This is a genomic window from Streptomyces endocoffeicus (assembly GCF_016741935.1).
In the GTDB taxonomy this organism is placed as follows: domain Bacteria; phylum Actinomycetota; class Actinomycetes; order Streptomycetales; family Streptomycetaceae; genus Streptomyces; species Streptomyces endocoffeicus.
Map to the genome: position 1 here is coordinate 1 of NZ_JAERRG010000007.1, position 26,844 is coordinate 26,844.

Genomic DNA, 26,844 nt, shown 5'->3' on the forward strand with positions numbered 1-26,844 from the left:
CCCGCCCGCCGGGCCGGGGGTGCGGCTGGACGCGGGCGTGGAGTCCGGCAGCGTCATCGGCCCCGCCTGGGACTCGCTGCTGGCCAAGCTGATCATCACCGGCGCCACCCGCACCCAGGCCCTGGAGCGCGCGGCCCGCGCCCTGGCCGAGTTCCAGGTCGAGGGCATGGCCACCGCGATCCCCTTCCACCAGGCGGTCGTGACGGACCCGGCCTTCACCAGCGAACCGTTCACCATCCACACCCGCTGGATCGAAACCGAGTTCAACAACACCATCACCCCCTTCACCCCAGCCGGAGCGGACGAGGCGGAAGAGCCCACCGGCCGCGAGACGGTCGTCGTCGAGGTCGGCGGCAAGCGGCTTGAGGTCTCGCTGCCCGCCTCCCTGGGCGTGGCCACCGCCCCCGTGGGCGGCTCGAAGAAGCCGAAGCGCAAGGCGGTCAAGAAGTCCGGCTCCGCCGCCTCCGGCGACGCCCTGGCCTCCCCGATGCAGGGCACCATCGTCAAGGTCGCCGTCAACGAGGGCGACACGGTGGCCGAGGGCGATCTCATCGTGGTCCTGGAGGCCATGAAGATGGAGCAGCCCCTCAACGCCCACCGCGCGGGCACGGTCAAGGGCCTGGCCGCCGAGGTCGGCGCGTCCCTCACCTCGGGCGCGGTCATCTGCGAGATCAAGGACTGACGCGGAGATCGAGGACTGACGGGAAGATCGAGAACTGACGGGGAGGTCGAGGGCTGACCGCCCCACCACATGCCCCATGACGGCGGGCCCCGACCGGAATGTCCGGCCGGGGCCCGCCGTCGTCGCGTACGGCCCGCTCAGCGGCCGTGCACCACGTCCTGCGGGAAGGTCAGCTGACCGTTCATCCACCGCAGGGCCGTGGGAAGTTCCCGGCGCCAGGTGCGGAAGTTGTGGCTGCCCCGGTCCAGGATGATCGACTGCGCGCTCATCGGCGGCCGGACCGCGGCCAGGAACTCGCGGGTGGCGCCGTAGTCGGACTCGCCCCGGCGGCTGGAGGCCACCAGCACCGACACCTGCGGCTGGGGCAGATGACGCAGCCGCCACAGCACATCGTGCTCCCGCTTCCTGCGCTCGCCCGCCGGGCCCCGGCCGAAGAGGTCGCCGGTGGTGGGGTCGTTGACCACGCGGTAGTCGGGCGACAGGGCGGCGGCCGCGCTGTAGACGCTGGGATGACGCAGGGTCAGCTGAAGGGCGCAGGTGCCACCAGACGAATAGCCCAGCACACCCCAGGCACTCGGATCATGGCCGATCCGGTAGTGCGCCCGCAGCGCCTCCGGCAGGTCCCGGGCGAAGTAGGTCTCGGCCTGGGGGCCGCCGGGGACGTCCACGCACTCGGTGTCGCGGGGCGGGGCGATGGTGGGCCGCACCATCACGATGACGGCCGGCTGCAGCGCCCCGGTGCGGATCAGCCCGCCCGCGGTCTGGGGCAGCCGCAGATGCTGGGCCAGCAGGAAGGATCCGCCGGGGTAGCCGCTGATCGCCACGATCACGGGGAAGCGCTGCCGGGCGTACTGGCGCTGGAAGTACTGCGGCGGCAGATAGACATACGCCGGGGTGGCCACCTGGCTGCGGCGGCCCAGGACCCGCACCGACTCGACCTTGCCCGCCTTGGCGGGCGGCCCGCTCGGCAGTCCGTGCACCGTGTTCAGCCCCTGCGGCGGGGCGGGCCGCACCAGACCGCCCGACTCCCCGACCGGCCCCGCGGCGCCGCCCTGCACATGGGACAGGGCCGCCGGTGCCGCATCGTCCTCGCCCAGCAGTTCGCCCCAGGACCCGTAGAACTGGAAGGTGCTGTTCACCGCGAGGGCCAGGGCGGCCACGATCGCGCACTGGGTCACGACGAGGGCGGCCAGCCGGCCCGCCCACGCCCGTACGCCCCGGCCCGCGAAGCGCGGCCACAGCCAGAGCGTCAGCCCCACGCACGCCATGGCGAGGGCGATCATCACATACTCGAGTGATCGACTGGTCAGTCCCATTGTTCTTCCACTCCGGCGCACCGCAACGCACGGTGCCGTCGCCCTGTTTGATGCCGCCTCCGTCGCCCGCGTTGCCTGGCCAGGGCGTGCCTCCGGTCACGAAATGGCATGCTTGACTCACGGGCAGGCACGGCAGGGAGGACCGCGATGGCGATCGAGACAGCCACGGCGCAGACGCCACCGCGCCCCATGCGCGCCGACGCGCGCCGCAACTACGAGCGGCTGCTGGCCGAGGCGCGCATGGCCTTCACCCAGCACGGTACCGACGCTTCGCTGGAGGACATCGCACGCCGCGCGGGCGTCGGCATCGGCACGCTCTATCGCCACTTCCCGAACCGCACCGCGCTGATGGGCGCGGTCTTCCAGGGCGAGATGTGCGCCCTGCTGGAGCGGTCGCGGGAGCTGGCCCAGGCGCCGCGGCCATGTCAGGCGCTGATCGACTGGCTGCGCGCCATCGTGGACCACGCGAGCACCTACCGCGGGCTCTCCCAGGCCCTGATGGCGTGCTCGAGCGACGAGACCTCGGAGCTGTCCCGCGGCTGCGGTCTGCCGCTGCGCGAGGCGGGCAGCGAACTGCTCGCCCGCGCCCAGCAGAGCGGTGCCGTACGGTCCGATGTGGTCATCGCCGATCTGATGCAGCTCACGAACGCGATCGCACTGGCCGTGGAGCAGTCGCCGGACGACCCGGAGTTGGCCGACCGGCTGCTGGCGCTGGCCTTCACGGGCCTCAAGGCCCGCTGACACCGGGGTCGCAACGCCCGCTGACACCGGGCGCTCAAGGCCCGCTGACACCGGGGGCTCGAGGTCCGCCGACCCCCGGTTCCCACGGCCCGCTGACACCGGGGTCGCAAGGCCAGCCGACCGCAAGATCCCACGGCCCGCTGACACCCGCGACGGCCAGTCGCTAGCGGCGGCGCGGCGCCAGGTCCGCCACCCGCCCCGGCTGCTGCTCCGCCAGCGGCACCGCGGTGCGCAGCTGGGCGGAGCCGGGCCCGCCCGGGGGGTGGGGGTGGTTGCGGCGCGGCCCCGGCAGCGGCAGGCCCTCCTCTCCGCCGCCACGGCCCTGCGACGGACCCAGCCGCCCCGACTGCCGTCCCGCCGAACCGCCGCCCTCGCCGCCCCCGGCCGGGCCGGACCCCGCGCCCGGCCCGGCCACGGCGATCTGAACCCCCTGGTCCGCGAGGGCCTGGAGCTCGGTCAGGGCACGGTCGTCATGGGCGGGCGGCTCATCGGTCACCAGCCGGGTGATCACATCGGTGGGCACCGTCTGGAACATGGTGTCGGAGCCCAGCTTCGTATGGTCGGCGAGCACGACCACCTCCGCCGCCGCCTGGACCAGCGCCCGGTCGACGCTGGCCGAGAGCATGTTGGAGGTGGACAGACCGCGCTCGGCGGTCAGCCCGCTGCCGGACAGGAAGGCGCGCGAGACCCGCAGCCCCTGGAGGGACTGCTCGGCGCCGCTGCCGACCAGGGCGTAGTTGGAGCCGCGCAGGGTGCCGCCGGTCATCACGACCTCGACCCGGTTGGCATGCGCCAACGCCTGCGCGACCAGCAGGGAATTGGTGACCACGGTCAGCCCGGGAACCCGCGCGAGCCGGCGGGCCAGCTCCTGCGTGGTGGTCCCGGCGCCGACGACGACGGCCTCGCCCTCCTCGACGAAACCGGCCGCGAGATCGGCGATGGCCGTCTTCTCCGCGGTCGCTAGATGGGATTTCTGCGGGAAGCCGGACTCCCTGGTGAATCCGCCCGGCAGCACCGCACCGCCGTGCCGGCGGTCGAGCAGTCCTTCTGCCTCCAGCGCCCGCACATCACGCCGGACGGTCACTTCGGAGGTCTGGACGACGCGGGCGAGCTCCCGGAGCGACACCGCTCCGTTCGCACGCACCATTTCAAGGATCAATTGGCGACGTTCTGCAGCGAACACGAAACTGACAGTAACGCCAACGACCGTCTGTTTTCAGCAGCTTGCACCAATTAGCAGAAGTTGTACATCTGTGAGGGCACGAAGTGCTATAAGGACCGGGTCTATGACTCTTCCTGAGTCTTCCGGGTGTGCAACTGCCGGGCCACCTCGGCGATCGAACCGGACAGCGACGGGTAGACCGTGAAGGCGTTGGCGATCTGCTCCACCGTCAGATTATTGTCCACGGCCAGCGAAATGGGGTGGATCAGCTCGCTCGCCCGCGGCGCGACCACCACACCGCCGACCACGATGCCGGTGCCCGGACGGCAGAAGATCTTCACGAAGCCGTCCCGGATGCCCTGCATCTTCGCCCGCGGATTGCGCAGCAGCGGCAGCTTCACCACCCGGGCGTCGATCTTCCCGCCGTCCACGTCCGCCTGCGAGTAGCCGACCGTGGCGATCTCGGGGTCGGTGAAGACGTTCGCCGAGACCGTCTTCAGGTTCAGCGGCGCCACCGCGTCCCCGAGGAAGTGGTACATCGCGATCCGGCCCTGCATCGCCGCCACCGACGCCAGCGCCAGCACACCGGTGCAGTCACCGGCCGCGTAGATCCCCGGCGCGCTGGTCCGGGACACCTTGTCGGTCAGGATGTGCCCCGACTCCGCCAGCTTGATCCCGGCCTCCTCCAGGCCGATGTCCGCCGTGTTCGGGATCGAGCCGACCGCCATCAGACAGTGGGTTCCGGAGATGACCCGCCCGTCCGAGAGCGTGACCTCCACCCGGTCCCCCACCCGCTTGGCGGCCTGCGCCCGGGACCGGGACATCACGTTCATCCCCCGGCGCCGGAAGACGTCCTCCAGCACCGCCGCCGCGTCCGGGTCCTCGCCCGGCAGCACCCGGTCCCGGCTGGAGACCAGCGTGACCTTCGACCCCAGCGCCTGGTAGGCACCCGCGAACTCCGCGCCCGTGACACCGGAACCGACCACGATCAGCTCCTGGGGGAGCTCGTCCAGGTCGTACACCTGCGTCCAGTTCAGGATCCGCTCGCCGTCCGGCTTCGCGTCCGGGATCTCCCTCGGGTGGGCGCCCGTCGCCAGCAGCACCGCGTCCGCCACCAGCGTCTGCTCACTGCCGTCCGCGGCCCGTACGATCACCCGCCGCGAGCCGTCCAGCGACTGCTGCGGCTCCACCCGCGCGCGGCCGCGCAGGACCCGGCCGCCGGCCCGGGTGACCGAGGCCGTGATGTCGTGCGACTGGGCGAGCGCGAGCCGCTTCACCCGGCGGTTGACCTTGCCCAGATCCACGCCGACCACCCGGGCCGCCTGCTCCAGCGGCGGGGTGTCGTCGGCGACGATGATCCCCAGCTCCTCGTAGGAGGAGTCGAAGGTCGTCATCACCTCTGCGGTGGCGATCAACGTCTTCGACGGCACACAGTCGGTGAGCACCGACGCCCCGCCCAGACCGTCGCAATCGACGACGGTCACCTCCGCGCCGAGCTGCGCGGCGACCAGCGCCGCCTCATAGCCGCCGGGTCCGCCACCAATGATCACGATCCGAGTCACATGCTCCATTGTCCCGCACCGGTTCGAATGCCTTCAGCCCGGGGGGTTTCGCGGGGGCGACCACCGTACGAAACCTCTCCCCGAACCTCCCGCCAAACCTCCCACCCCGAGGGCCGTTCCACCCCACTCCCGTACCCTCAGACCCATGTCGCTCTACGCCGCGTACGCCGGCAACCTCGACGCGCGGCTGATGTCCCGCCGCGCACCACACTCCCCGCTGCGCGGAACGGGCTGGCTGAACGGCTGGCGCCTCACCTTCGGCGGCGAGCAGATGGGCTGGGAAGGCGCCCTCCCCACGATCGTGGAGGCCCCGCGCTCCCAGGTCTTCGTCGCCCTCTACGACATCGCCCCCATGGACGAGGACTCCATGGACCGCTGGGAGGGCGTCGGCCTCGACATCTACCGCCGGATGCGGATCCGCGTCCACACCCTGGACGGCGACGAGGCCGCCTGGCTCTACGTCCTCAACGGCTACGAGGGCGGACTGCCCTCGGCTCGCTACCTGGGTGAGATCGCCGACGCGGCGGAGTCGGCGGGGGCGCCGCACGACTATGTGATGGAGCTGCGCAAGCGTCCCTGCTGAGTCCGGTGGGTCCGGTTGACCTGGTTTCCTGGTTTCCCGGTTGGCCCGGTTGGCCCGGACGCAACGCAACGCATGGGTCCGGCCGTGCGCCCGGCGGCAATGCAACGATCCGAACACCTCGGCGGACTCCGTCTACGCGCGTAGGCAGTTACCGGCTACCCTCGTGCGCGTGAACGCATCAGTTTCTTGGGACAATCAGGGCGACCCGCACGCCGCCGCCGACGCCGCCGCCACCCGCCTGCGCGAGCTGACCGGCGCGGATACCCACGACGTCGCGCTGGTGCTGGGCTCCGGCTGGGTCCCCGCCACCGACGCCCTCGGGGCGCCCGAGCACGAGTTCCCCGTCACCGAGCTGCCCGGCTTCCCGCCACCCGCCGTCGCGGGCCACGCGGGCCGGATCCGGTCGTACCGGATCAACGACAAGCGGGCGCTGGTCTTCCTCGGCCGTACGCACTACTACGAGGGGCGTGGTGTCGCCGCCGTCGCACACGGCGTACGCACCGCCGTCGCCGCGGGCTGCAAGACCATCATCCTCACCAACGGCTGCGGCGGCCTCCGCGAGGGCATGCGCCCCGGCCAGCCGGTACTGATCAGCGACCACATCAACCTCACGGCCACCTCACCGATCGTGGGCGCCAACTTCGTCGACCTCACCGACCTGTACTCGCCGCGGCTGCGCGCCCTGTGCCAGCAGGTCGACCCGACCCTGGAGGAGGGCGTCTACGCCCAGTTCCCCGGGCCGCACTACGAGACTCCGGCGGAGATCAACATGGCCCGCACGATAGGGGCCGACCTGGTGGGCATGTCCACGACCCTGGAGGCCATCGCGGCGCGCGAGGCGGGCGCGGAGGTTCTCGGGATCTCCCTGGTGACGAACCTCGCGGCCGGTATGACGGGCGAGCCCCTCAACCACGAGGAGGTCCTCCAGGCGGGCCGCGACTCCGCCTCCCGCATGGGCAGCCTGCTGTCCCAGGTCCTCGACCGCCTCTGACCCCCGGGAGCGGCGTCACGGCGCCCGGCGCGGGTACTCACCCCTTGGCTAACTGAACAGCGATGCGCGAGGTACGCGGGGCGGGCGCGGGTCCCGGGGTGCGGGGCCCCGGGCGGACCGGGGTGCGCGGGGCGGGCCGGGGTTGCCCAGGGTGCGCGGCCGGTTTCGTTGTGGGTACGGGGCGGGGCCCCGGCACCCACCACGGACCCGCCGTGCACCCCAGCGACCACCACCGCGCCCCGCAACCCATACGACCACCCCCCAGGAGGCCCCCATGGCCACGGAGCCCGATCTCATCGCACAGGCTCGCGCATGGCTTGCCGAGGATCCCGATCCAGAGACGCGGGACGAGCTCGGGAAACTGCTCCAGGACGATGCCGTCGACGCGATCGCCGAGCGGTTCTCCGGCACGTTGCAGTTCGGTACCGCCGGTCTCCGGGGTGAGCTCGGGGCCGGGCCCATGCGGATGAACCGCGCCGTCGTCATCCGCGCCGCCGCCGGGCTCGCCGCGTATCTGCGCACGCATCAGGCCCAGGACGGCCAGGACGACCAGGGCGGCCAGGGCGGCCAGGGCGGCCAGGACGATCGGCACGGTCAAGGGCTCGTCGTCGTCGGGTACGACGCCCGCTACAAGAGCGCCGAGTTCGCCCGCGACACCGCCGCCGTCATGACCGGCGCCGGTTTCCGCGCCGCCGTCCTGCCCCGCCCCCTCCCCACGCCCGTGCTCGCGTTCGCCATCCGCCACCTCGGCGCGATCGCCGGAGTCGAGGTCACCGCGAGCCACAACCCGCCCCGCGACAACGGCTACAAGGTCTACCTCGGCGACGGCTCCCAGATCGTGCCGCCCGCCGACGCCGAGATCGCCGCCGAGATCGAGGCGATCCGCAGCCTGGACGATGTGCCCCGGCCCGAGGCCGGCTGGGAGACGCTGAACGACGACGTCCTGGAGGCGTACCTCGCGCGGACCGACGCCGTTCTCACCCAGGGTTCGCCCCGGAACGCCCGTGTCGTCTACACCCCGCTGCACGGCGTCGGCCGCGAGACCCTCACCGCCGCGTTCGCCCGTGCCGGGTTCCCCGAGCCCGCGGTCGTGCCCGAGCAGGCCGAGCCCGACCCGGCGTTCCCGACCGTCGCGTTCCCCAACCCGGAGGAGCCGGGGGCGATGGACCTGGCCTTCGCCACGGCCCGCAGGGTCGCGCCGGACATCATCATCGCCAACGACCCGGACGCCGACCGCTGCGCCGTCGCCATCCCCGCGATCACGAATCCCACGGCCCCCACGGACGCCGCGAGCTGGCGGATGCTGCGCGGGGACGAGGTCGGCGCGCTCCTCGCCACCCACCTCGTCCACAAGCGCGCCCGTGGTGCCTTCGCGACCACGATCGTCTCCTCGTCGCTCCTGTCCCGGATCGCGGACGACGCGGGGCTGCCGTACGCCGAGACGCTGACCGGCTTCAAGTGGCTGGCCCGGGTGGACGGGCTGCGCTACGCGTACGAGGAGGCGCTCGGCTACTGCGTGGATCCGGACGGCGTACGCGACAAGGACGGCATCACGGCCGCGCTGCTCGTGGCCGAGCTGACGTCGGAGCTCAAGGAGCAGGGCCGCACCCTCGCCGATCTGCTGGACGACATCGCGGTGGCCCATGGCCTGCACGCCACCGACCAGCTGTCCGTCCGGGTCACCGACCTCTCCGTGATCGGCACCGCGATGAAGCGGCTGCGCGGACAGCCGCCCACCGAGCTCGCGGGGCTCGCCGTGACCTCGGCGGAGGACCTGACGCGGGGCACGGACACCCTGCCCCCGACGGACGGCCTGCGCTATCAGCTCGCCGGGAAGGGCAACGTCCGCGGCGCCCGTGTGGTCGTCCGGCCCAGCGGCACCGAGCCGAAGCTGAAGTGCTACCTGGAGGTGGTCGTCGACGTCCCCGCCGCCCACGCCCTCGCTCCGGCCCGCGCCACGGCGGACACCGTGCTGGCCGCGCTCAAGACGGACCTTTCGGTGGCGGCGGGAATCCAGCCCCCGGAATCCGCGACCGCGGACACGGGCGCGGACACGGACACGGGCGTATCGGCTGCCGAGCCCGTCGCCGTCGCCCACAGCGATCAGTGACCCACGGGCCCGGCGGGCCCCGGGGTCAGCCGATCGCCAGCATGACGCCCAACAGCACCGCGCCCGCCAGCGTCGGCGCGATCATCTCGAAGGCCCAGCGCACCTCCGGCGCCCCCTGGGCGCCCTCGCGCTGGGCGTTGAGTTCGGCCATCTCGCGCAGGTCGCCGATCGCCGCGTCGGAGGAGGCCCGGCGGTCCTCGTCGGACTTGCCGGCCGCGACATGGGCGGACGTCGTGCCGAAGGGGTCCTCGGAGGCCGCCCTGGCCTGTTGCCGGGCGGCCCGCTTGCGCTGGCGCAACGAGACCGGGATCGCCCACAGCTGGTACGTGGCCCCGCCCGCGAGCACCTCGCTGGTGTATCCGGCGCGCAGCCCGTCGACCGAGGCCCAGGGCAGCGTGATCGTACGGAACGGGTTGCGGACGAGCAGCCGGTCCTGCCCCGCGTAGACGGCCGGGCGCACCGTGAAGGCGATCACCACCGGCACCGCGAACAGCAGCCCGGCCAGCGCCAGCCACGGCGTCCGTCCCTCGCCCCGGATCATGGCGTCGATGCCCAGCCAGCCGCTGAGCCCGAGCAGCAGCACCCCGCCCGCGATACCGCTCGGGGAGCGGTAGATCCGGTCCGAGAAGGTCTCGGTCTCGGCATCGGAGGAATCGGGCGATGCGGAGCTGGAGGCAGCGGGGGTGGAGTCGTCGTCCGGGCTCGTCATGCGCCCGATTGTGCACCACACTCACGGGGCGGGGGGCGCCCAGGGGACGCCCGGGATCGCCCGCCCCCGGCCCCCGATCGATTCCGGGCCCGGGGGTGACATCCGACTACGCGCGTAGATATGCTCATCTGGTGACCATGCCCACCACAGTTCCCGCATACGGCAAAGAGGCCGCGGAGCGACTCGCGTCGATGGCGGACGTGACCGCCGACGACGGCGCACTGCGCCGCTTCCTGCACGGCCTGCCGGGCGTCGACGCGGTCGGCCTGCAGGCCCGTGCCGCGACCCTCGGCACCCGCTCGATCAAGACCACGGCGAAGGCGTACGCCATCGACCTGGCGATCTCGATGATCGACCTGACGACCCTCGAGGGTGCCGACACCCCGGGCAAGGTCCGGGCGCTCTGCGCCAAGGGGATCAACCCCGACCCCACCGACCGCACCGCCCCGAAGGTCGCGGCGATCTGCGTCTACGGCGACATGGTGGCCACCGCCAAGGAGGCCCTGACCGGCAGCGGCATCCAGGTGGCCGCCGTCGCCACCGCCTTCCCCTCCGGCCGGGCCTCGCTGCCGGTCAAGCTGGCCGACACCCGGGACGCGGTCGCCGCCGGGGCCGACGAGATCGACATGGTGATCGACCGCGGCGCCTTCCTCTCCGGCCGCTACCTCGACGTCTTCGAGGAGATCCGGCAGGTGAAGGAGGCCTGCGTCCGCGAGGACGGCAGCGGCACGGCGGCCCACCTCAAGGTCATCTTCGAGACCGGTGAGCTCCAGACGTACGACAACGTCCGCCGGGCCTCCTGGCTGGCGATGCTCGCGGGCGCGGACTTCATCAAGACCTCCACCGGCAAGGTGGCCGTCAACGCGACCCCGCCCGTCACCCTCGTCCTGCTGGAGGCGGTCCGCGACTTCCGCGCCGCCACGGGCGTACAGGTGGGCGTGAAGCCCGCGGGCGGCATCCGCACCACCAAGGACGCGATCAAGTACCTGGTGATGGTCAACGAGACGCTGGGCGACGAGTGGCTCTCCCCGGAGTGGTTCCGCTTCGGCGCCTCCAGCCTGCTCAACGATCTGCTCATGCAGCGCCAGAAGCTGAGCACCGGCCGGTACTCCGGTCCCGACTACGTGACGGTGGACTGATACCCCATGCCAGTTTTCGAGTACGCGCCCGCACCCGAGTCCCGCGCGGTCGTCGACATCGCCCCGTCCTACGGCCTGTTCATCGACGGGGAGTTCGCCGAGGCGGGCGACGGCAAGGTCTTCAAGACCCTCTCCCCCTCCTCCGAGGAGGCCCTCTCCGAGGTCGCCCAGGCAGGCGTCGAGGACGTGGACCGCGCCGTCAAGGCCGCCCGTAAGGCGTTCGAGACCTGGTCCGCGCTCCCCGGCTCCGAGCGCGCCAAGTACCTCTTCCGCATCGCGCGGATCATCCAGGAGCGCTCCCGCGAACTGGCCGTCCTGGAGTCGCTGGACAACGGCAAGCCGATCCGCGAATCGCGCGACGCCGATCTGCCCCTGGTCGCGGCCCACTTCTTCTACTACGCGGGCTGGGCCGACAAGCTGGCCCACGCAGGCTACGGTCCGGACCCCCGGCCCCTGGGCGTCGCCGGTCAGATCATCCCCTGGAACTTCCCCCTCCTGATGCTGGCCTGGAAGATCGCCCCGGCGCTCGCCTGCGGCAACACGGTGGTGTTGAAGCCCGCCGAGACCACGCCCCTGAGCGCCCTGTTCTTCGCGGACATCTGCCGCCAGGCGGGCCTGCCCAAGGGCGTGGTGAACATCGTCACCGGCGACGGCTCGACCGGCGCCGAGCTGGTCGCCCACCCAGGCATCGACAAGGTCGCCTTCACCGGCTCCACCGAGGTCGGCAAGGCCATCGCCCGTACGGTCGCCGGTACGAGGAAGAAGGTCACCCTCGAACTCGGGGGCAAGGCCGCGAACATCGTCTTCGACGACGCCCCCATCGACCAGGCGATCGAGGGCATCATCGGCGGCATCTTCTTCAACCAGGGCCATGTCTGCTGCGCGGGCTCCCGCCTCCTGGTCCAGGAGTCCGTCCAGGACGAGCTGCTCGACGCGCTCAAGCGCCGGATGAACACCCTGCGCGTCGGCGACCCGCTGGACAAGAACACCGACATCGGCGCCATCAACTCCGCCGAGCAGCTGGCCCGGATCCGCGCCCTGGCCGACGCGGGCGAGGCCGAGGGCGCCGAGCGCTGGGCCCCTCAGTGCGAACTGCCCAGCTCCGGCTACTGGTTCGCGCCCACCCTCTTCACCGGCGTCACCCAGGCCCACCGGATCGCCCGCGAGGAGATCTTCGGCCCGGTGCTCTCGGTGCTCACCTTCCGCACCCCCGAAGAGGCCGTGGCCAAGGCCAACAACACGCCGTACGGGCTGTCGGCGGGCATCTGGACGGAGAAGGGCTCGCGCATCCTGTGGATGGCGAACAAGCTCCGGGCGGGCGTGGTGTGGTCCAACACCTTCAACAAGTTCGACCCGGCCTCCCCGTTCGGCGGCTACAAGGAGTCCGGATATGGCCGCGAGGGCGGCCTGCACGGCCTGGAGGCATACCTCGATGTCTGACCGCAACGACCGACTCTCCGTGCTCAAGACCTACAAGCTGTTCGTCGGGGGCAAGTTCCCCCGGTCCGAGAGCGGGCGGGTGTACGAGGTGACCACAGCGACATCAGCCGCTGGCGCGGCGGGAAAGGGCACGTGGCTGGCCAACGCCCCGCTGGCCTCCCGCAAGGACGCCCGGGACGCGGTCGTCGCCGCGCGCAAGGCGTTCGGCGGCTGGTCGGGGGCCACCGCCTACAACCGGGGCCAGATCCTCTACCGCGTCGCCGAGATGCTGGAGGGCCGCCGCGACCAGTTCGCGCGGGAGGTCGGCGACGCGGAGGGGCTTGGCAAGTCCAAGGCCGCCGCCGTCGTGGACGCCGCGATCGACCGCTGGGTCTGGTACGCGGGCTGGTCCGACAAGACGGCCCAGATCGCCGGGTCCGCCAACCCCGTGGCCGGGCCGTACTTCAACCTCTCCGCCCCCGAGCCGACCGGCGTCGTCGCGCTCCTCGCGCCCCAGGACTCGTCGTTCCTGGGCCTGGTGTCGGTGATCGCCCCGGCGATCGTCACGGGCAACACGACGGTGGTCGCCGCCGCCGAGGGCGCCCCACTCCCCGCCCTCTCCCTGGCCGAGGTCCTGGCCACCTCCGACCTCCCCGGCGGCGTGGTCAACGTCCTGTCCGGCCGCACGGCGGAGATCGCCGCGCCCCTCGCCGCGCACCAGGACGTCAACGCGATCGACCTCGCGGGCGCGGACGCGGAGCTCGCGACCGAGCTGGAGAAGGCCGCGGCGGACAACCTCAAGCGCGTCCTGCGTCCACAGCCTGTGGATTGGGCCGCGGACCCCGGCACGGCCCGGCTGTTGGCCTTCCTGGAGACGAAGACCGTCTGGCACCCGATGGGCGTCTAGCCCGACGCGCCCCCGCACCGTCCGCACCCCGGACTTCGCGGGGGCTTTTTCGTCGCACATATTGTCAACAATTTCATCGACAGTTAGGTTGCGAGGAACCGCACGCCACGAAGGAACAGCCAATGATCATCGACTGCCATGGCCACTACACCACCGCGCCCCCGGCGCTGGAGGCATGGCGCACCCAGCAGATCAACGGACTCACCGACCCCGCCCGCGCCCCCTCCCGCACCGACCTCCGCATCGGCGACGACGAGCTGCGCCGGAGCATCGAGCCGAATCAGCTCCGGCTGATGGACGAGCGCGGCATCGACCTGACGGTCTTCTCGCCCCGGGCGTCCTTCATGGCCCACCACATCGGCGATCTCCACACCTCCGCCGAGTGGGCGGCGCTCTGCAACGAGCTCTGCTTCCGCGTCGGCGAGCTCTACCCGGAGCGCTTCGCCCCCGCCGCGATGCTCCCGCAGTCGCCGGGTGTCGATCCGGCCACCTGCGTGCCCGAACTCGTCCGCTGTGTGGAGGAGTACGGGGCCGTGGCGGTCAACCTCAACCCCGACCCCTCGGGCGGCCACTGGACGGCCCCGCCGCTGACCGACCGCTCGTGGTACCCGATCTACGAGAAGCTGGTGGAGTACGACGTTCCGGCGATGGTGCACGTGAGCACCAGCGTGAACCCCGCCTTCCACACCACCGGGGCGCACTACCTCAACGCCGATACGACGGTGTTCATGCAGCTCGTGCAGGGCGATCTGTTCGCCGACTTCCCCACCCTGCGGCTGATCATCCCGCATGGCGGCGGCGCCGTTCCGTATCACTGGGGCCGGTTCCGCGGACTGGCGATGGCCCTGGGCAAGCCGCCCCTGGAGGAGCATGTCCTGGGCAATGTCTTCTTCGACACCTGCGTCTACCACCAGCCCGGTATCGACCTGCTCTTCGACGTCATCCCGGCCCGGAACATCCTCTTCGCCTCGGAGATGATCGGCGCCGTCCGCGACATCGACCCCCGGACGGGCCGGCACTTCGACGACACCCGCCGCTACGCCGAGGCCGCCGGGCTCCCCGTGGACGAGTTGGCCGGCATCTTCGAACGCAATGCCCGCACCGTCTACCCCCGTCTGGACGCCCTGCTGACGAAGCAGAGCCGCTGAGATGACGCGCACGTCCGTCGATCCGCCCGGGTTCCCCCATGACCGCGGGGCCGCCCACCCGTCCAGAGGAGCCCTCATGAGCACGCTCTCCCCCAAGACCCCGGGCTGGCTGGACTGGCACCCCGATCCGTCCCGGCCCGTCTTCGCCCTGCCGCCGGGCACCGTCGACACCCACTGCCATGTCTTCGGCCCGCAGACCACGTTCCCCTTCGCGCCCGAGCGGAAGTACACGCCCTGCGACGGCGGCAAGGACGACCTCTTCGCCCTCCGCGACCACCTCGGGGTCGCCCGTAACGTGATCGTCCAGGCGACCTGTCACGGCGCGGACAACAGCGCCATGGTCGACGCCGTCCAGGCGTCCGGCGGCCGGGCGCGTGGTATCGCGACCGTACGCCCGGATGTCACCGACGCCGAGCTGCGCCGGCTGGACGCGGCGGGGGTGCGCGGGGTGCGGTTCACCTTCCTGAGGCGGCTCGCCGACGCCGCGCCCCAGGACGCGCTGGCCGCCGTCGCCCGGCGGATCGCCCCGCTCGGCTGGCATGTCGTCCTCTACTTCGAAAGCGCCGACCTGCCCGAGCTGGAACGTTTCTTCAGCTCCCTGCCCACCCCGCTCGTCGTGGACCACATGGGACGGCCGGACGTGACCGAACCGGCGGACGGGCCGGGCTTCACCCGCTTCCTGCGGTTCGCCGAACGCAATGACGTGTGGGTCAAGGTCACCTGCCCCGAACGCCTCAGCGTCACCGGGCCCCCGGCCCTGAACGCCGAGCCACACCCGTACCCGGATGTGGTGCCCTTCGCCCGCCGCGCGATCGAGGAGTTCCCCGACCGGGTGCTGTGGGGCACGGACTGGCCGCATCCCAACCTCACCGCCCATATGCCCGACGACGGGCTGCTGGCCGACTACGTGCCCCAGGTGGCGGTCACCGCCGAGCAGCGGCGGAAGCTGCTGGTCGACAACCCCATGCGGCTCTACTGGCCCGGCGAAGGCGCCTGACCTCGTTTCCCCGCGATACCGCCGAACCCCCCGCTCCGTCCCCCTCCCCGCCTCTTCGACAAGGGCCGCCCATGCAGCACTCCAACGCGGTGAACCGGCTGGACAGACTCCCCATCTCCCGGTTTCACAAGATCACCTTGCTGGCCGTCTCGTTCGCCTACTTCTTCGAGTTCGCGGACATCAACACCTTCGCCACCACCGCTCCCCAGCTCATCGACCTCTGGGGCATCACGGTCGACCAGATCGCCTACGTGACCTCGGTGTCGTTCATCGGCATGTTCATCGGCTCCGTGGCCGCGAGCACCCTCGCCGACCGCTGGGGCCGAAAGAAGGCGCTGATCCAGACCACCCTGTGTTTCGGGGTCTTCTCACTCGCCTCGGCCTTCTCCTGGGACGTCGTGTCGCTGGGCGTCTTCCGGGTGCTGACCTCGGCGGGGCTGTCCGCGATGACCGTCGTGGCGGTGATCTACGTCAACGAGATGTATCCGTCCGCCGTACGCGGCAAGTACCAGGCGTACGCCATCGTCATCGGCATCTGCGGCACCCCGGCCACCAACCTCATCGCCAGCGCCGTCGTACCGCTCAGCGACTGGTCCTGGCGGCTGGTCTATCTGTGGGGCTCGCTCGGCCTCCTCTTCGTCTTCTTCACCCGGCACCTCAAGGAGTCCCCCCGCTGGCACGAGAGCAGGGGCGAGTACGACGCGGCCGAGGCGGTCCTCGGCGAGATCGAGGCCCGGGTCGCCGCCGAGCAGGGCCCGCTCCCCGAGCCCGCGCCGCCGATCGACGAGACCCGCCCCGCCAAGGCCTCGCCCCGCCTCCTCCTGAAGAAGCGGTACCTCGGGCCGACCGCGCTGCTCACCGTCCTGTGGGTGACCCAGACCATCGGCTTCTTCGGCTACTCGAGCTGGGCGCCCACCCTGCTGGCCAAGGAGGGCTTCAGCGTCGAGAAGTCGGTCTTCTACGTGGCGCTCACCACCGTGGGCGCGCCGCTCGGCTCGTTCCTGGCCTCCCTGGTCACCGACCGGTTCGAACGCAAATGGTGTCTGGTGGCCTTCGGCGCGGTGATCGCGCTGTGCGGTCTGCTGTACGGGCTGACCTTCAACCCGGCCCTGATCGTGGTCTTCGGCTTCCTGGTGAACCTCTTCGAGCGCGGCTACACGGCCCTGGGGTACGCCTACTCCCCCGAGCTGTTCGACACCCGCGGCCGCTCGCTGGGAACGGGCGTCTCCTACGGGCTCGGGCGGCTCTCGAACGCCGCGGGGCCGCTGATCATCGCGGCCCTCTACCACGGCACCGGCTACCAGAGCGTCTTCTTCTTCATCGCGGGCACCTGGCTCCTGGGCGCCCTCGTCCTGGCGGTCTTCGGCCCCCGGACCCGCCCGGCCCGTACGGCGGCGGCGGAACGGCCACGCGCGGTCGTATGACGGCGGGACCGGGGTCACCTGGGCGGTCAAGTCGGCGGTCACGCGGGGGTCACGTGCGCGAAAGGATGCGTCACACTGGTGTTCCGTGACCAGCCAACCGCCTTCCGCCCGTGTCGTCCTGCTCTCCGGCCCCTCGGGTTCGGGCAAGTCCTCCCTCGCGACCCGCACCGGGCTGCCCGTGCTCAACCTCGACGACTTCTACAAGGAGGGCGGCGACCCGACGCTCCCCCAACTCCCCGACGGCGGGGGCGCCGACTGGGACTCGCCGCTGTCCTGGGACGCGGACGCGGCGGTCGCGGCCATCGAGGAGCTGTGCCGTACGTCCGGTACGACCGTGCCGCTGTACGACATCGCCACCAGCGCCCGCGTCGGCGAGGAGGCGCTGGACATCGGGCGGTCGCCGCTGTTCATCGCCGAGGGGATCTTCGCCGCCGACATCGTCGGGCGGTGTGCCGATCTCGGCGTGCTCGCGGACGCGATCTGTCTGCGCGGCCGCCCGTCCACCACGTTCCGGCGCAGGCTGCTGCGCGATCTGCGGGAGGGCCGTAAGCCCGCGCTCTACCTGCTGCGGCGCGGCTGGCGGCTGATGCGCGCGGAGCGCGGGATCGTGGCCCGGCAGACGGCACTGGGCGCGTACGCGTGCGGCAAGGACGTGGCGCTGGGCCGGATAGCGGCGGCGGGAGAGCGGATCCCCGCCTCCGGCCAGAAGGCGTCCGTATAGCCACGTAGCCAAACGCGGCCACGCAGGCACGCAGCGGCGCAGCCGCGCAGGCAAAAAGGTGCGAGGCCGGACATCCCCCCTCGGCTGTCCGGCCTCGCACCTGTTTCCCCCGTGCTCCCCCGATTTCTCCCTCCCATTTCCCCCGTATCCCCCGATTTTCCCCCGCCTTCGATCGTCCCCGCCGCCGTCAGGCGACCAGTTCGCCGAAGGACTCCTCCTCGTCACGGCCGAAGCTGAGGGCCTCGTCCTCGCGCAGCCGGCGCAGCGAGCGCCAGATGCTGCTCTTGACCGTTCCGACGCTGATCTTCAGGATGTCCGCGATTTCCGGATCCGTCCGGCCCTCGTAGTAGCGCAGCACCAGCATCGTGCGCTGCAGCTCGGGGAGCCGGGCCAGGGCCTGCCACAGCACGGTGCGCAGCTCGGTGCCGCGCATCGCGTCGTGGTCGCCGACCGTCTCCGGCAGCTCCTCCGTCGGGTACTCGTTGAGCTTGCGCCGACGCCAGGCGCTGATGTGCAGATTGGTCATGGTGCGGCGCAGATAGCCGCCGACCGCCGCCTTGTCACTGATCCGGTCCCAGGCCCGGTAGGTCGAGAACAGCGCGCTCTGCAGCAGGTCCTCGGCCTCGAAGCGGTCACCGGTCAGGTGGTAGGCGGTTGCGTACAGGGAGGCGCGGCGCTCCTGGACATAGGCGGTGAACTCCGCCTCCGACGTGGTGCGCCGCTCCCCCTCTGCCTCCCCGTACGAGCCACCCCCGTGGCCCCCCGGTCCCCCGTTTTCCCCCCCGAGGCCGTTACCGGCCTCCTCGTCCCCCGTGATCGCGTCAATGGCCACCATGTAAGGAGGCCGCTGACGCCCGGCGCCGCGAGCGCACCCCCGCCCGCTCACGGCACCGGACTTCTCATTGCCCCGTCCGGCGTCGTGGAGGCGCGTGCGAACTGCGCTGATGGTGGAGAAGTGCAGTGTGCTCATTTCGCGCCCCCCGTCGATGGAGCCTGGTCGGTCTGGCTTCTGGCTGCCCCGGCCGGTGGTGTTCCGCCCGGTGCACAGATGACTTTGCCGGGCCAGTTTCATGGGGGTGTCTGTCGACTGTCACAGGCTCGTCACAGGCGATCGGACCGATAAACCCCTGACGGTCGAACTACAGGCCCCTTGTAGGCCAGAATGACCAACGTGCCTTTCCTGTTGCTGATCGAGGACGACGACGCCATCCGCACGGCCCTCGAACTCTCGCTGTCTCGCCAGGGCCACCGTGTGGCGACCGCGGCGACGGGCGAGGACGGCCTGAAACTGCTGCGTGAGCAGCGGCCGGATCTGATCGTGCTCGATGTGATGCTGCCCGGGATCGACGGCTTCGAGGTCTGCCGCCGGATCCGCCGTACCGACCAGTTGCCGATCATCCTGCTGACCGCGCGCAGCGATGACATCGACGTCGTGGTCGGCCTGGAGTCCGGTGCCGACGACTACGTGGTCAAACCCGTCCAGGGCCGGGTGCTGGACGCCCGGATCCGCGCGGTGCTGCGGCGCGGCGAGCGGGAGGCCAATGACTCCGCGGCCTTCGGCAGTCTGCTGATCGACCGCGCGGCCATGACGGTCACCAAGAACGGCGAGGATCTCCAGCTCACCCCCACTGAGCTGCGGCTTCTGCTGGAGCTCAGCCGCCGTCCGGGGCAGGCGCTGTCCCGGCAGCAGCTGTTGCGGCTGGTGTGGGAGCACGACTACCTCGGCGACTCGCGGCTGGTCGACGCATGCGTACAGCGGCTGCGCGCGAAGGTGGAGGACGTGCCGTCGTCGCCGACGCTGATCCGTACGGTGCGCGGGGTCGGATACCGGCTGGACGCGCCACAGTGAGCGACGCACGTGCGGCCGCCGGGCCGCGGACGACCGCGAAACCCGCACCTTCGCCGCACGGGCGGAGAAGCGAACGGATCAGCGCAGTGAGTAATACGGTGTGCCGCACGCACGGGGGCGGAGAAGTACGGAATTGAGCGCAGTGAGCGACGAGCCCGGTCGGGCCCGGGGCTGGGCCGCGGGGCTCTTGCGGTGGTTCAGCCTCCGGCTGCGGCTGATGCTGGTCTTCGGCCTGGTGGCGCTGACCGCCGCCGTGTCCGCGTCCGCCATCGCGTACTGGCTGAACCGGGACGCGGTGCTGACCCGTACCCAGGACTCGGCGCTGGACGAGTTCCGCAAGGCCCTGAAGGACGACACCGACCCGCTGCCCTCCCTCCCCACCTGTTCCGAATTGCGGGAGGCGGCGGGCCGTATGGCGGACAACACCCAGAAGTACGAGGTGCTGCTGATCACCCGGACGAAGGACGCCGGAAGCTGCCCGGCGGCCTCGGACAAGGATCTGTTCACCCTCGATGTGGTGCCCTCCTCGCTGCGGCGCGCGGTGGACGAGAAGCGCCCGGTGGGCAAGGGGAACACCTCCCCGTACCACCTCTACTGGCAGCGGATCACGCTGGGCGGCACCCCGTACCTGGTCGGCGGGGCCAAGGTGAACGGCGGCGGGCCGACCGGCTACATGCTCAAGTCCCTCGACACCGAGCGTCAGGATCTGAACTCCCTGGCCTGGTCGCTGGGGATCGCCACCGGGCTCGCGCTGATCGGCGCCGCGCTGCTGGCGCAGGCCGCCGCGGCCACGGTGCTGCGGCCGGTGCAGCGGCTCGGGGAGGCGGCGCACCGGCTGGGCGAGGGGCATCTCGACACCCGGCTGCAGGTCTCCGGCTCCGATGAGCTGGCCAATCTCTCCCACACCTTCAACCGGGCCGCGGAGCGGCTGCAGAAGCGGGTGGCGGAGCTGTCCGCGCGGGAGGCGTCCAGCCGGCGCTTCGTCGCGGACATGTCACATGAGCTGCGGACCCCGCTCACCGCGATCACGGCCGTCACGGAGGTGCTGGAGGAGGAGGCCGACTCGCTCGACCCGATGATCGCTCCGGCGGTGCAGCTGGTGGTGAGCGAGACCCGGCGGCTGAACGACCTGGTGGAGAACCTGATGGAGGTGACCCGCTTCGACGCGGGCACGGCCCGGCTGGTGCTCGACGATGTCGATGTCGCCGACCAGGTGACGGCGTGCATCGACGCCCGCGCCTGGCTGGACGCGGTGGAGCTGGACGCGGCGCGCGGGATCGTGGCCCCGCTGGATCCCCGGCGGCTGGATGTGATCCTGGCGAATCTGATCGGGAACGCGCTCAAGCACGGCGGCTCGCCGGTGCGGGTCTCGGTGCGCACCGACGGCGATGAGCTGCTGATCAAGGTCCGGGACCACGGTCCGGGCATCCCCGAGGATGTGCTGCCGCATGTCTTCGACCGCTTCTACAAGGCGAGCGCGTCCCGCCCCCGCTCGGAGGGCAGCGGGCTCGGGCTGTCGATCGCGATGGAGAACGCGCATATCCACGGCGGCGACATCAGCGCCGCGAACTCGCCGGAGGGCGGCGCCGTCTTTACACTGCGGCTGCCGATGGACGCCTCCCGGATCGCCTCCGACGAGGCCGAGGACGAGCGCGACGGCTCCCCCGGGACCGAGCGCGACGACGGCGGCGCCAAGGACAAGGGCAAGGGCACAGGCAAGGGCCGGGACGAGGAGGGCAGGCCATGAGCGCGCGCTGGACCCGGTCGGCCGCCCTTCTGCTGACCGGCGCGGTCGCACTGCTGGCGGCCGGGTGCGGGATACGGGGCACCTCGGTGCCGGTGGACGCCGGGGCCGCGCCCTCGCGGGCGTCCTGCCGGGCGCCGGAGTCGGAGCGGGCCGCCGACGGGATGGGCCGGGTCTCCGTACGGATCTATCTGCTGTGCTCCTCGCGGATCCTGTCGGTGAGCCGGACCACCCGGCAGGGCGACGAGAAGACGGCCCGGGAGCCGGTGCGGGTCGCCCGCGCGCTGCTGGAGCAGCTGCGGCTGCCGCCGACGGCGGCCGAGGTGTCGGCCGGGTTCTCCACGGCGGTCGAGGACTGGGTGGAGATCTCCGGTCCGGCCAAGGGCGACCCGGACAGCGCGCTGCGGCTGAACCGGCCGCCGGAGGAGATCCAGTCCCTGGCGCTCGCCCAGATCGTCTGCACCTTCGCGGACACCACGGTGGCCGGCGACGACGGCAAGGTGGTGCTCGGCGGCCCGGACAGCCAGCGGGATCCGCTCAAGGCGTACCAGTGCACCGAGGAGATGCGCCGCAATCCGATGATCGCGGTCACCTCCGGGGTACTGGTGTCCTGATTCGTTACCTGTCGGTACCGCCCCGTCCCAGGTCGGCGACTTGTCGGTAACAAGGTGCTGACCAGCGGGGCGGGGGCGGAACCGCGACCCCCGCGTACGGCGTCCTGTTTTTTGTGCAGGGTGCTTTCGGCCGCAGGGCCGCCTTCCGCTACCGCGTCGCGGGCTTCGCGCTCCTCGTGGCCCATCTCTCGTTCGTCTGCTGGCTGACCCTGCGACCGGTGAACGTCCCCTGGGTGTCCGCGGCGACCCTCGAACCACTGGCCACCATCCGCGCCGATCTGGCACTCAGCCCCTGGTCGGCCGCCCGTTCCATCGGGGGCGGGCTGCTGCTGCTCGCGCCGCTCGGGGTGCTGCTACCGCTGGCCGGAGGCCGGGTGGAGGCGTATCCGCTGGCCTCGCTGATCCGTACGGCCTTCACGGGGGCGATGGTGGCCATGGGGTTCGCGCTGCTGCGCAGCGAGGTGACCGGGCAGATCATGAACGTGGACACGGTGCTGCTGAACACCGTCGGCGTCGCCCTCGCGCATGTGCTGGTGGTCCCCGCCGTACGGGCGGGGCTCCGCCGCCGGGCCGACCGGGGCCGGGTGGCCCCCCTCCCCCGGAACGACGGCGCCCAGGCCCCGACCCCGACGATTCCCAGGGTCGGGATCGCACCGTGGAGCGACGTCTCCTCCAGCTCGCGGACATAGCGTCGAGGACATCGGGAACCAGCTCTTCCCGAGCCCACCCGACGACGAGGAGTGCCCATCATGGCCGCACCGCTGGTCCGCCCCCGCCACGACAAGAAGATCGCCGGTGTCTGCGCCGGTCTCGCCCGGCGCTTCGGGACCACCCCGACGACGATGCGGGTGCTCTTCGTGGTCTCGTGTCTGCTGCCGGGGCCGCAGTGCCTGCTCTATCTCGCGCTGTGGTTCCTGCTTCCGGCGGAGGACGCCTACCGCGAGGCGTGGTGACCTTCTCGCGCCGACGCCGCGGCGTAACCGCGTACCCACCCATACGGAAATGGCCGGGCCGCACACCCCCTTCGGGATGTGCGACCCGGCCGTGTGCCCAGGCGGGGTCAGCCGAGCTTGACGAGGCCGAGGCTGCCCAGCGGGAGCTGGCTCAGCATGCCCTGGGCGGGCTTGGCCTGGGGGACGGCGGGCTTCGCCGCGGGCTGGCCGGCGGAGGGCTGCCCCGGGGCGGCGACACTGCCCGCGGAGCCACCGGGGACCGGCGCCGCGGACGCGGCGCTGCCTCCGGCGACGACGGCGGCGGCACCGAGGGCAATGACACCGAGAGTCTTGAGGGTTCCCTGCTTCATCAGAAATCTGTCCTTGAGACGGGGGGCTTGACCGATACGGAAACGTAGCCATGGATTTCGGCTGCCCGCAAACACCGAAAACGGCCTCCGTTACTCCGCCCAGGTCGTGTGCCGGATGCGCCCGGTCAGCTGCTCTTGGGGGCGGAATCCCTGGTCACAGCCGACGCGGAGGCCACATCGCGGAACAGCCATTCGGACTTCAACTCGGCGTATCCGGGCTTGATCACGTCACTGATCATCGCCAGACGTTCGTCAAAAGGAATGAAGGCCGATTTCATTGCATTGACCGTGAACCATTGCATGTCGTCGAGCGTGTAATGGAACGTTGATACAAGATGCTGGAATTCCCCGCTCATGCTCGTCCCGCTCATCAGACGATTATCCGTATTCACGGTGGCGCGGAAATGCAGCCGGCGGAGCAGCCCGATGGGGTGCTCGGCGTAGGAACTTGCGGCACCGGTCTGGAGGTTGGAGCTCGGGCACAGCTCCAGCGGGATGCGCTTGTCGCGGACGTACGAGGCGAGGCGGCCGAGGGTGAGGGAGCCGTCGTCCCCGACCTCGATGTCGTCGATGATGCGGACGCCGTGGCCCAGCCGGTCGGCGCCGCACCACTGGAGCGCCTGCCAGATGGAGGGCAGTCCGAACGCCTCACCCGCGTGGATCGTGAAGTGGTTGTTCTCCCGCTTCAGATACTCGAAGGCGTCCAGGTGGCGGGTGGGCGGGAAACCGGCCTCGGCGCCCGCGATGTCGAAGCCGACCACGCCCAGGTCGCGGTAGCGGTTGGCGAGTTCGGCGATCTCCAGGGCGCGGGCCGCGTGGCGCATCGCGGTCAGCAGCGCGCCGACGCGGATGCGGTGGCCGTTCTCCCAGGCCCGTCGCTCCCCCTCGCGGAAGCCCTCGTTGACCGCCTCGACGACCTGCTCCAGGGCCAGCCCGCCCTCCAGGTGCTGCTCGGGGGCGTAGCGGATCTCGGCGTAGACGACACCGTCCTCGGCGAGGTCCTCGGCGCATTCGGCGGCGACCCTGACGAGCGCGTCGCGGGTCTGCATCACACCGACGGTGTGGGAGAAGGTCTCCAGATAGCGCTCCAGCGACCCGGAGTCCGCCGCCTCGCGGAACCAGATGCCCAGCTTGTCGGGCTCGGTCTCCGGGAGCGCGTCGTACCCGGCCTCCCGCGCGAGGTCGACGATGGTGCCCGGGCGCAGCCCACCGTCGAGGTGGTCGTGCAGCAGCACCTTGGGGGCACGGCGGATCTGTTCGGGGGTGGGCTCATGGGTGTGCTCGCTCGTCATCTGGGCAGCGTAGCCCCTACGCGCGTAGAACGTGAGGGATAGATACGCAACAGTGACCCGCACGGGTAGTGGAGTACACCAATCCTTCTGCGATCGTTTCTGCCATGGCTCAGCAAGCGTTGCCCGAGCGGGGCGCACGGCTGGGGCGGCCGATGGGCGCGGCCGCCGCGCGAAGGACCGTACATGGTGTGGTGCTGCTGCTCCCCGAGGGGGAGCCCAGCGGGACCAGACGGCCGTCCAGACTCTCGGTGGCCGCCACGCTGCCGCTGGCCCGGCGGCTGGTCCGGGCGGGCCGGGAGGAGGGGCTGGCCGCCCATGTCGTCCACTACCGGTGCCGGGGCTGGAACGGGGCGGCCGCCGATGCCGCGTCCGATGCCACCTGGGCCGTGGAGGAGGTGGTGCGGCGCTACGGCGACGTACCGGTCTGCCTCGTGGGCCACGGCATGGGCGGGCGCGCCGCCCTCCGCGCCGCCGGGCACGAAGCCGTCACCTCGGTGGTGGCGCTGGCGCCCTGGCTTCCGGCGCCGGACGAGGTGCTCGAACCCGAGCCGGTGAAGCAGTTGGTGGGACGGCAGGTGCTGATCGCCCACGGCACGAACGACGAGCGCTCCGACCCCGAGCTGTCCTACCGGCTGGCGGAGCGGGCGAAGAAGGCCAACCGCGATGTGTGCCGCTTCGAGGTGCACACCGACGGGCACGGGCTGCATCAGCACCGCTCCGAGGTGCAGGCGCTGGCCGCGGACTTCCTCCTGGGCACCCTCTTCCACTCCGGCTTCTCCCGCCCGGTCGCCGACGCGCTGGCGGCTCCGCCGCCGCTCGGGCTGCGGATGCCGCTGGCGGCGGGCTTCGGGGCGAATCTGGGGCGCTGAGCGCTTGGTTGTGCGCGTCGGGGTTTTCGTTCGCTGCCGGGTGCGGCGCCGTCTCGCGCCTTCGGCGCCTTTGAGCAGCGGGGCAGGGTGTGGGGGGCGCCATGGGCGAAGGGGCCGTCCCGCCGGACAGTGGCGGGGCGGCCCCTTCGGGTTTCAGGGAGTCGGGCCGGGGCTAGGCCGGGACACCGCACAGGTCGCGCCGCGCTGCCTCCGCGCGGCGCTCGGCCACCGCCTTCCGCGTCGCGTACACCGTGATCGCCGCCGCGCCGCCGACCGCCACCAGGCCCATGGCGACCGTGCCGCCCCACCCGGCCGCGTGGAAGGCGAGCGCGCCCAGCGCACCGCCCAGGCTGCTGCCGATGTAGTACGACGCCTGGTAGAGCGCCGCGGCCTGGGCGCGTCCGGTCTTGGCCGTACGGCTCACCGCCGAGGACGCCGCCGCGTGGCCCGCGAAGAAGCCCGCGGTGATCAGCACCAGACCGGCCAGCACCGCCGGGATCGAGTTCAGCAGGGACAGCAGCAGCCCGGCGGCCGTCGTGGACACCGCCACGTACAGCGCGCCGCGCCGCCCGAGCCGGCCGACCAGCTTGCCGGTGGCGGCCGAGGAGACCGTGCCGACCAGGTAGATCAGGAAGATCGAGCCGATCAGGCTCTGCGAGAGCCCGAAGGGCTCGGCCACCAGGCGGTAGCCGATGACCGTGTAGACCCCGCCGAAGACCGTCATGAACAGCGCGCCGATCGCGTACAGCCGGCACAGCAGCGGATCGGAGAGATGCCCGGCGAGGGTGCGGGCCAGCGCCCGCGGGCTCACCGAGGCCGGGGTGAAGTGCCGGGCCTTGGGCAGCAGCATCCGGAAGGACGCCGCGCACAGCAGCGCCATCACGCCGACCGCGGCGAGCGCGGCCCGCCAGCCCCAGGCGTCCGCCACCCAGCCGGTGACGATCCGGCCGCTCATCCCGCCGACGCTGTTACCGGCCACGAACAGCCCGATCGTGCCGATCAGCGCCTTCGGGTGGACTTCCTCCGAGAGGTACGCCATCGCGGAGGCCGGGATCCCGGCCAGCGCCGCGCCCTGGACCGCGCGCAGCCCGATCAGCCAGCCCAGGTCCGGTGCGAAGGGCACCAGCAGGGCGAGGACGACCGCGACCGTGAGCGAGACGGTCATCATGGCGCGCCGGCCGAACCGCTCGGACAGCGCGCTCAGCGGCACCACCGCGAGCGCCAGGCCGAAGGTGGCCGCGGAGACGCTCCAGCTGGCCTGGTCCGCCTGGACCCGCAGATCGTCGGAGATCGCGGGCAGCAGCGCCTGGGTCGAGTAGAGCAGGGCGAAGGTGGCGAGTCCCGCGGTGAAGAGGGCGAGCCGCATCCGGAGGTAGCCGGGGTGGCCCGGGCTCATCCGCTCGGACTCGGGGGAATTCGGGTTCTGGTTCGAGGACGGCGAAGCGGAGGCGTCCACGCGGTGGTTCCCGGTGGACGCCCTCGTATCAGCAGGAGGCATGGTTCGACCGTACGTAACCACGGTTGATGCGTCCAATGCACGGAATGGCGATAATCAATCCACT

Annotated in this window: 26 protein-coding genes; 18 read left to right on the plus strand and 8 right to left on the minus strand. The window is 71.5% G+C overall.

Going from position 1 to position 26,844, the window contains the following annotated elements; genetic code table 11:
* A partial coding sequence (locus JK364_RS18640; RefSeq protein WP_201852256.1) for a biotin/lipoyl-containing protein occupies positions 1-682 on the plus strand: 682 nt, incomplete at its 5' end.
* 137 nt (positions 683-819) lie between these two features.
* On the opposite strand, the gene JK364_RS18645 is transcribed toward JK364_RS18640, so the two are convergent.
* Positions 820-1,998, minus strand: a complete 1,179-nt coding sequence (locus tag JK364_RS18645) for an alpha/beta hydrolase (protein ID WP_201852257.1) — start codon at positions 1,996-1,998, stop codon at positions 820-822.
* Between the two features lie 147 nt (positions 1,999-2,145).
* Here JK364_RS18645 and JK364_RS18650 point away from each other — a divergent pair, with 147 nt between their 5' ends.
* Positions 2,146-2,739 (plus strand): TetR/AcrR family transcriptional regulator, encoded by a 594-nt coding sequence (locus JK364_RS18650; RefSeq protein WP_201852258.1) that lies wholly within the window; start codon positions 2,146-2,148, stop codon positions 2,737-2,739.
* 163 nt (positions 2,740-2,902) lie between these two features.
* On the opposite strand, the gene JK364_RS18655 is transcribed toward JK364_RS18650, so the two are convergent.
* Both JK364_RS18655 and JK364_RS18660 read right to left on the minus strand, forming a co-directional pair.
* Positions 2,903-3,886, minus strand: coding sequence for a DeoR/GlpR family DNA-binding transcription regulator (locus JK364_RS18655; protein WP_230992169.1), 984 nt, complete (start codon positions 3,884-3,886; stop codon positions 2,903-2,905).
* A gap of 137 nt (positions 3,887-4,023) precedes the next feature.
* Positions 4,024-5,472: an NAD(P)H-quinone dehydrogenase gene (locus JK364_RS18660; RefSeq protein ID WP_201852260.1), complete on the minus strand. Its 1,449-nt coding sequence runs from the start codon at positions 5,470-5,472 to the stop codon at positions 4,024-4,026.
* A 136-nt stretch (positions 5,473-5,608) separates the two neighbouring features.
* Here JK364_RS18660 and JK364_RS18665 point away from each other — a divergent pair, with 136 nt between their 5' ends.
* The 3 genes from JK364_RS18665 (at position 5,609) to JK364_RS18675 (ending at position 9,147) form a co-directional block, all read left to right on the plus strand.
* A complete protein-coding gene (locus tag JK364_RS18665; RefSeq protein WP_020870716.1) occupies positions 5,609-6,046 on the plus strand; it encodes a gamma-glutamylcyclotransferase family protein in 438 nt (145 codons plus the stop codon).
* Between the two features lie 169 nt (positions 6,047-6,215).
* Positions 6,216-7,037, plus strand: a complete 822-nt coding sequence (locus JK364_RS18670; RefSeq protein ID WP_201852261.1) for a purine-nucleoside phosphorylase — start codon at positions 6,216-6,218, stop codon at positions 7,035-7,037.
* 274 nt (positions 7,038-7,311) lie between these two features.
* Complete coding sequence (locus JK364_RS18675; protein WP_230992170.1) at positions 7,312-9,147, plus strand: phospho-sugar mutase; 1,836 nt, start codon at positions 7,312-7,314, stop codon at positions 9,145-9,147.
* A 25-nt stretch (positions 9,148-9,172) separates the two neighbouring features.
* Here the strand turns inward: JK364_RS18675 and JK364_RS18680 are convergent, their stop codons facing one another.
* Positions 9,173-9,856, minus strand: a complete 684-nt coding sequence (locus JK364_RS18680) for a PH domain-containing protein (protein ID WP_201852262.1) — start codon at positions 9,854-9,856, stop codon at positions 9,173-9,175.
* 137 nt (positions 9,857-9,993) lie between these two features.
* On the opposite strand from JK364_RS18680, the gene deoC reads away from it, so the two are divergent.
* The 7 genes from deoC to JK364_RS18715 all read left to right on the plus strand — a co-directional run bounded on the left by deoC (position 9,994) and on the right by JK364_RS18715 (position 17,611).
* Positions 9,994-10,995 (plus strand): deoxyribose-phosphate aldolase, encoded by a 1,002-nt coding sequence (gene deoC, locus JK364_RS18685; RefSeq protein WP_201852560.1) that lies wholly within the window; start codon positions 9,994-9,996, stop codon positions 10,993-10,995.
* 6 nt (positions 10,996-11,001) lie between these two features.
* Positions 11,002-12,435 carry an aldehyde dehydrogenase family protein gene (locus JK364_RS18690; protein WP_201852263.1) on the plus strand — a complete coding sequence of 478 codons (1,434 nt, stop codon included), beginning with the start codon at positions 11,002-11,004 and terminating at the stop codon, positions 12,433-12,435.
* Positions 12,428-13,321 (plus strand): aldehyde dehydrogenase family protein, encoded by an 894-nt coding sequence (locus JK364_RS18695; RefSeq protein ID WP_201852264.1) that lies wholly within the window; start codon positions 12,428-12,430, stop codon positions 13,319-13,321. Before JK364_RS18690 ends, JK364_RS18695 begins: the two co-directional genes overlap by 8 nt.
* 122 nt (positions 13,322-13,443) lie before the next feature.
* Positions 13,444-14,469, plus strand: coding sequence for an amidohydrolase family protein (locus tag JK364_RS18700; RefSeq protein ID WP_201852265.1), 1,026 nt, complete (start codon positions 13,444-13,446; stop codon positions 14,467-14,469).
* Positions 14,470-14,545: 76 nt separating this feature from the next.
* On the plus strand, positions 14,546-15,466 hold the full coding sequence (locus JK364_RS18705) for an amidohydrolase family protein (RefSeq protein ID WP_201852266.1): 921 nt from the start codon (positions 14,546-14,548) through the stop codon (positions 15,464-15,466).
* A gap of 71 nt (positions 15,467-15,537) precedes the next feature.
* Positions 15,538-16,890: an MFS transporter gene (locus JK364_RS18710; RefSeq protein ID WP_201852267.1), complete on the plus strand. Its 1,353-nt coding sequence runs from the start codon at positions 15,538-15,540 to the stop codon at positions 16,888-16,890.
* A gap of 85 nt (positions 16,891-16,975) precedes the next feature.
* The gene (locus JK364_RS18715) at positions 16,976-17,611 is read left to right on the plus strand and encodes a nucleoside/nucleotide kinase family protein (RefSeq protein WP_201852268.1); all 636 of its coding nucleotides are present in this window, start codon (positions 16,976-16,978) and stop codon (positions 17,609-17,611) included.
* 187 nt (positions 17,612-17,798) lie between these two features.
* On the opposite strand, the gene JK364_RS18720 is transcribed toward JK364_RS18715, so the two are convergent.
* Positions 17,799-18,581, minus strand: coding sequence for a SigE family RNA polymerase sigma factor (locus tag JK364_RS18720; protein WP_201852269.1), 783 nt, complete (start codon positions 18,579-18,581; stop codon positions 17,799-17,801).
* A gap of 201 nt (positions 18,582-18,782) precedes the next feature.
* Here JK364_RS18720 and afsQ1 point away from each other — a divergent pair, with 201 nt between their 5' ends.
* The 5 genes from afsQ1 to JK364_RS18745 all read left to right on the plus strand — a co-directional run bounded on the left by afsQ1 (position 18,783) and on the right by JK364_RS18745 (position 22,771).
* On the plus strand, positions 18,783-19,460 hold the full coding sequence (gene afsQ1 / locus JK364_RS18725) for a two-component system response regulator AfsQ1 (RefSeq protein ID WP_201852270.1): 678 nt from the start codon (positions 18,783-18,785) through the stop codon (positions 19,458-19,460).
* Positions 19,461-19,677: 217 nt separating this feature from the next.
* Entirely contained in the window at positions 19,678-21,207 is a 1,530-nt protein-coding gene (locus JK364_RS18730; RefSeq protein WP_230992219.1) for an ATP-binding protein, read from the plus strand.
* Positions 21,204-21,818, plus strand: coding sequence for a hypothetical protein (locus JK364_RS18735; protein ID WP_201852271.1), 615 nt, complete (start codon positions 21,204-21,206; stop codon positions 21,816-21,818). The genes JK364_RS18730 and JK364_RS18735 overlap by 4 nt, the downstream gene beginning before the upstream one ends.
* A 113-nt stretch (positions 21,819-21,931) precedes the next feature.
* Positions 21,932-22,507, plus strand: coding sequence for a VanZ family protein (locus JK364_RS18740; RefSeq protein ID WP_201852272.1), 576 nt, complete (start codon positions 21,932-21,934; stop codon positions 22,505-22,507).
* Positions 22,508-22,567: 60 nt separating this feature from the next.
* Entirely contained in the window at positions 22,568-22,771 is a 204-nt protein-coding gene (locus JK364_RS18745; protein WP_201852273.1) for a PspC domain-containing protein, read from the plus strand.
* Between the two features lie 107 nt (positions 22,772-22,878).
* On the opposite strand, the gene JK364_RS18750 is transcribed toward JK364_RS18745, so the two are convergent.
* Together JK364_RS18750 and JK364_RS18755 are read right to left on the minus strand one after the other, a co-directional pair.
* Complete coding sequence (locus JK364_RS18750) at positions 22,879-23,121, minus strand: ATP-binding protein (protein WP_201852274.1); 243 nt, start codon at positions 23,119-23,121, stop codon at positions 22,879-22,881.
* A 125-nt stretch (positions 23,122-23,246) separates the two neighbouring features.
* Complete coding sequence (locus JK364_RS18755; protein WP_201852275.1) at positions 23,247-24,413, minus strand: adenosine deaminase; 1,167 nt, start codon at positions 24,411-24,413, stop codon at positions 23,247-23,249.
* A 104-nt stretch (positions 24,414-24,517) separates the two neighbouring features.
* Here JK364_RS18755 and JK364_RS18760 point away from each other — a divergent pair, with 104 nt between their 5' ends.
* Positions 24,518-25,282: an alpha/beta hydrolase gene (locus tag JK364_RS18760; protein ID WP_201852276.1), complete on the plus strand. Its 765-nt coding sequence runs from the start codon at positions 24,518-24,520 to the stop codon at positions 25,280-25,282.
* Positions 25,283-25,454: 172 nt separating this feature from the next.
* Here the strand turns inward: JK364_RS18760 and JK364_RS18765 are convergent, their stop codons facing one another.
* The gene (locus JK364_RS18765; RefSeq protein ID WP_201852277.1) at positions 25,455-26,780 is read right to left on the minus strand and encodes an MFS transporter; all 1,326 of its coding nucleotides are present in this window, start codon (positions 26,778-26,780) and stop codon (positions 25,455-25,457) included.
* Positions 26,781-26,844: the final 64 nt, after the last annotated feature.

Coding starts and splice junctions, on each gene's coding strand:
- JK364_RS18650 (WP_201852258.1), top strand. CDS start 2,146: ATGGCGATCGAGACAGCCACGGCGCAGACGCCACCGCGCCCCATGCGC.
- JK364_RS18660 (WP_201852260.1), bottom strand. CDS start 5,472: ATGGAGCATGTGACTCGGATCGTGATCATTGGTGGCGGACCCGGCGGC.
- JK364_RS18645 (WP_201852257.1), bottom strand. CDS start 1,998: ATGGGACTGACCAGTCGATCACTCGAGTATGTGATGATCGCCCTCGCC.
- JK364_RS18655 (WP_230992169.1), bottom strand. CDS start 3,886: ATGGTGCGTGCGAACGGAGCGGTGTCGCTCCGGGAGCTCGCCCGCGTC.
- JK364_RS18745 (WP_201852273.1), top strand. CDS start 22,568: ATGGCCGCACCGCTGGTCCGCCCCCGCCACGACAAGAAGATCGCCGGT.
- deoC (WP_201852560.1), top strand. CDS start 9,994: ATGCCCACCACAGTTCCCGCATACGGCAAAGAGGCCGCGGAGCGACTC.
- JK364_RS18750 (WP_201852274.1), bottom strand. CDS start 23,121: ATGAAGCAGGGAACCCTCAAGACTCTCGGTGTCATTGCCCTCGGTGCC.
- JK364_RS18675 (WP_230992170.1), top strand. CDS start 7,312: ATGGCCACGGAGCCCGATCTCATCGCACAGGCTCGCGCATGGCTTGCC.
- JK364_RS18695 (WP_201852264.1), top strand. CDS start 12,428: ATGTCTGACCGCAACGACCGACTCTCCGTGCTCAAGACCTACAAGCTG.
- JK364_RS18765 (WP_201852277.1), bottom strand. CDS start 26,780: ATGCCTCCTGCTGATACGAGGGCGTCCACCGGGAACCACCGCGTGGAC.
- JK364_RS18680 (WP_201852262.1), bottom strand. CDS start 9,856: ATGACGAGCCCGGACGACGACTCCACCCCCGCTGCCTCCAGCTCCGCA.
- JK364_RS18755 (WP_201852275.1), bottom strand. CDS start 24,413: ATGACGAGCGAGCACACCCATGAGCCCACCCCCGAACAGATCCGCCGT.
- JK364_RS18705 (WP_201852266.1), top strand. CDS start 14,546: ATGAGCACGCTCTCCCCCAAGACCCCGGGCTGGCTGGACTGGCACCCC.
- JK364_RS18735 (WP_201852271.1), top strand. CDS start 21,204: ATGAGCGCGCGCTGGACCCGGTCGGCCGCCCTTCTGCTGACCGGCGCG.
- JK364_RS18700 (WP_201852265.1), top strand. CDS start 13,444: ATGATCATCGACTGCCATGGCCACTACACCACCGCGCCCCCGGCGCTG.
- JK364_RS18760 (WP_201852276.1), top strand. CDS start 24,518: ATGGCTCAGCAAGCGTTGCCCGAGCGGGGCGCACGGCTGGGGCGGCCG.
- JK364_RS18665 (WP_020870716.1), top strand. CDS start 5,609: ATGTCGCTCTACGCCGCGTACGCCGGCAACCTCGACGCGCGGCTGATG.
- JK364_RS18730 (WP_230992219.1), top strand. CDS start 19,678: ATGCTGGTCTTCGGCCTGGTGGCGCTGACCGCCGCCGTGTCCGCGTCC.
- JK364_RS18720 (WP_201852269.1), bottom strand. CDS start 18,581: ATGAGCACACTGCACTTCTCCACCATCAGCGCAGTTCGCACGCGCCTC.
- JK364_RS18690 (WP_201852263.1), top strand. CDS start 11,002: ATGCCAGTTTTCGAGTACGCGCCCGCACCCGAGTCCCGCGCGGTCGTC.
- JK364_RS18710 (WP_201852267.1), top strand. CDS start 15,538: ATGCAGCACTCCAACGCGGTGAACCGGCTGGACAGACTCCCCATCTCC.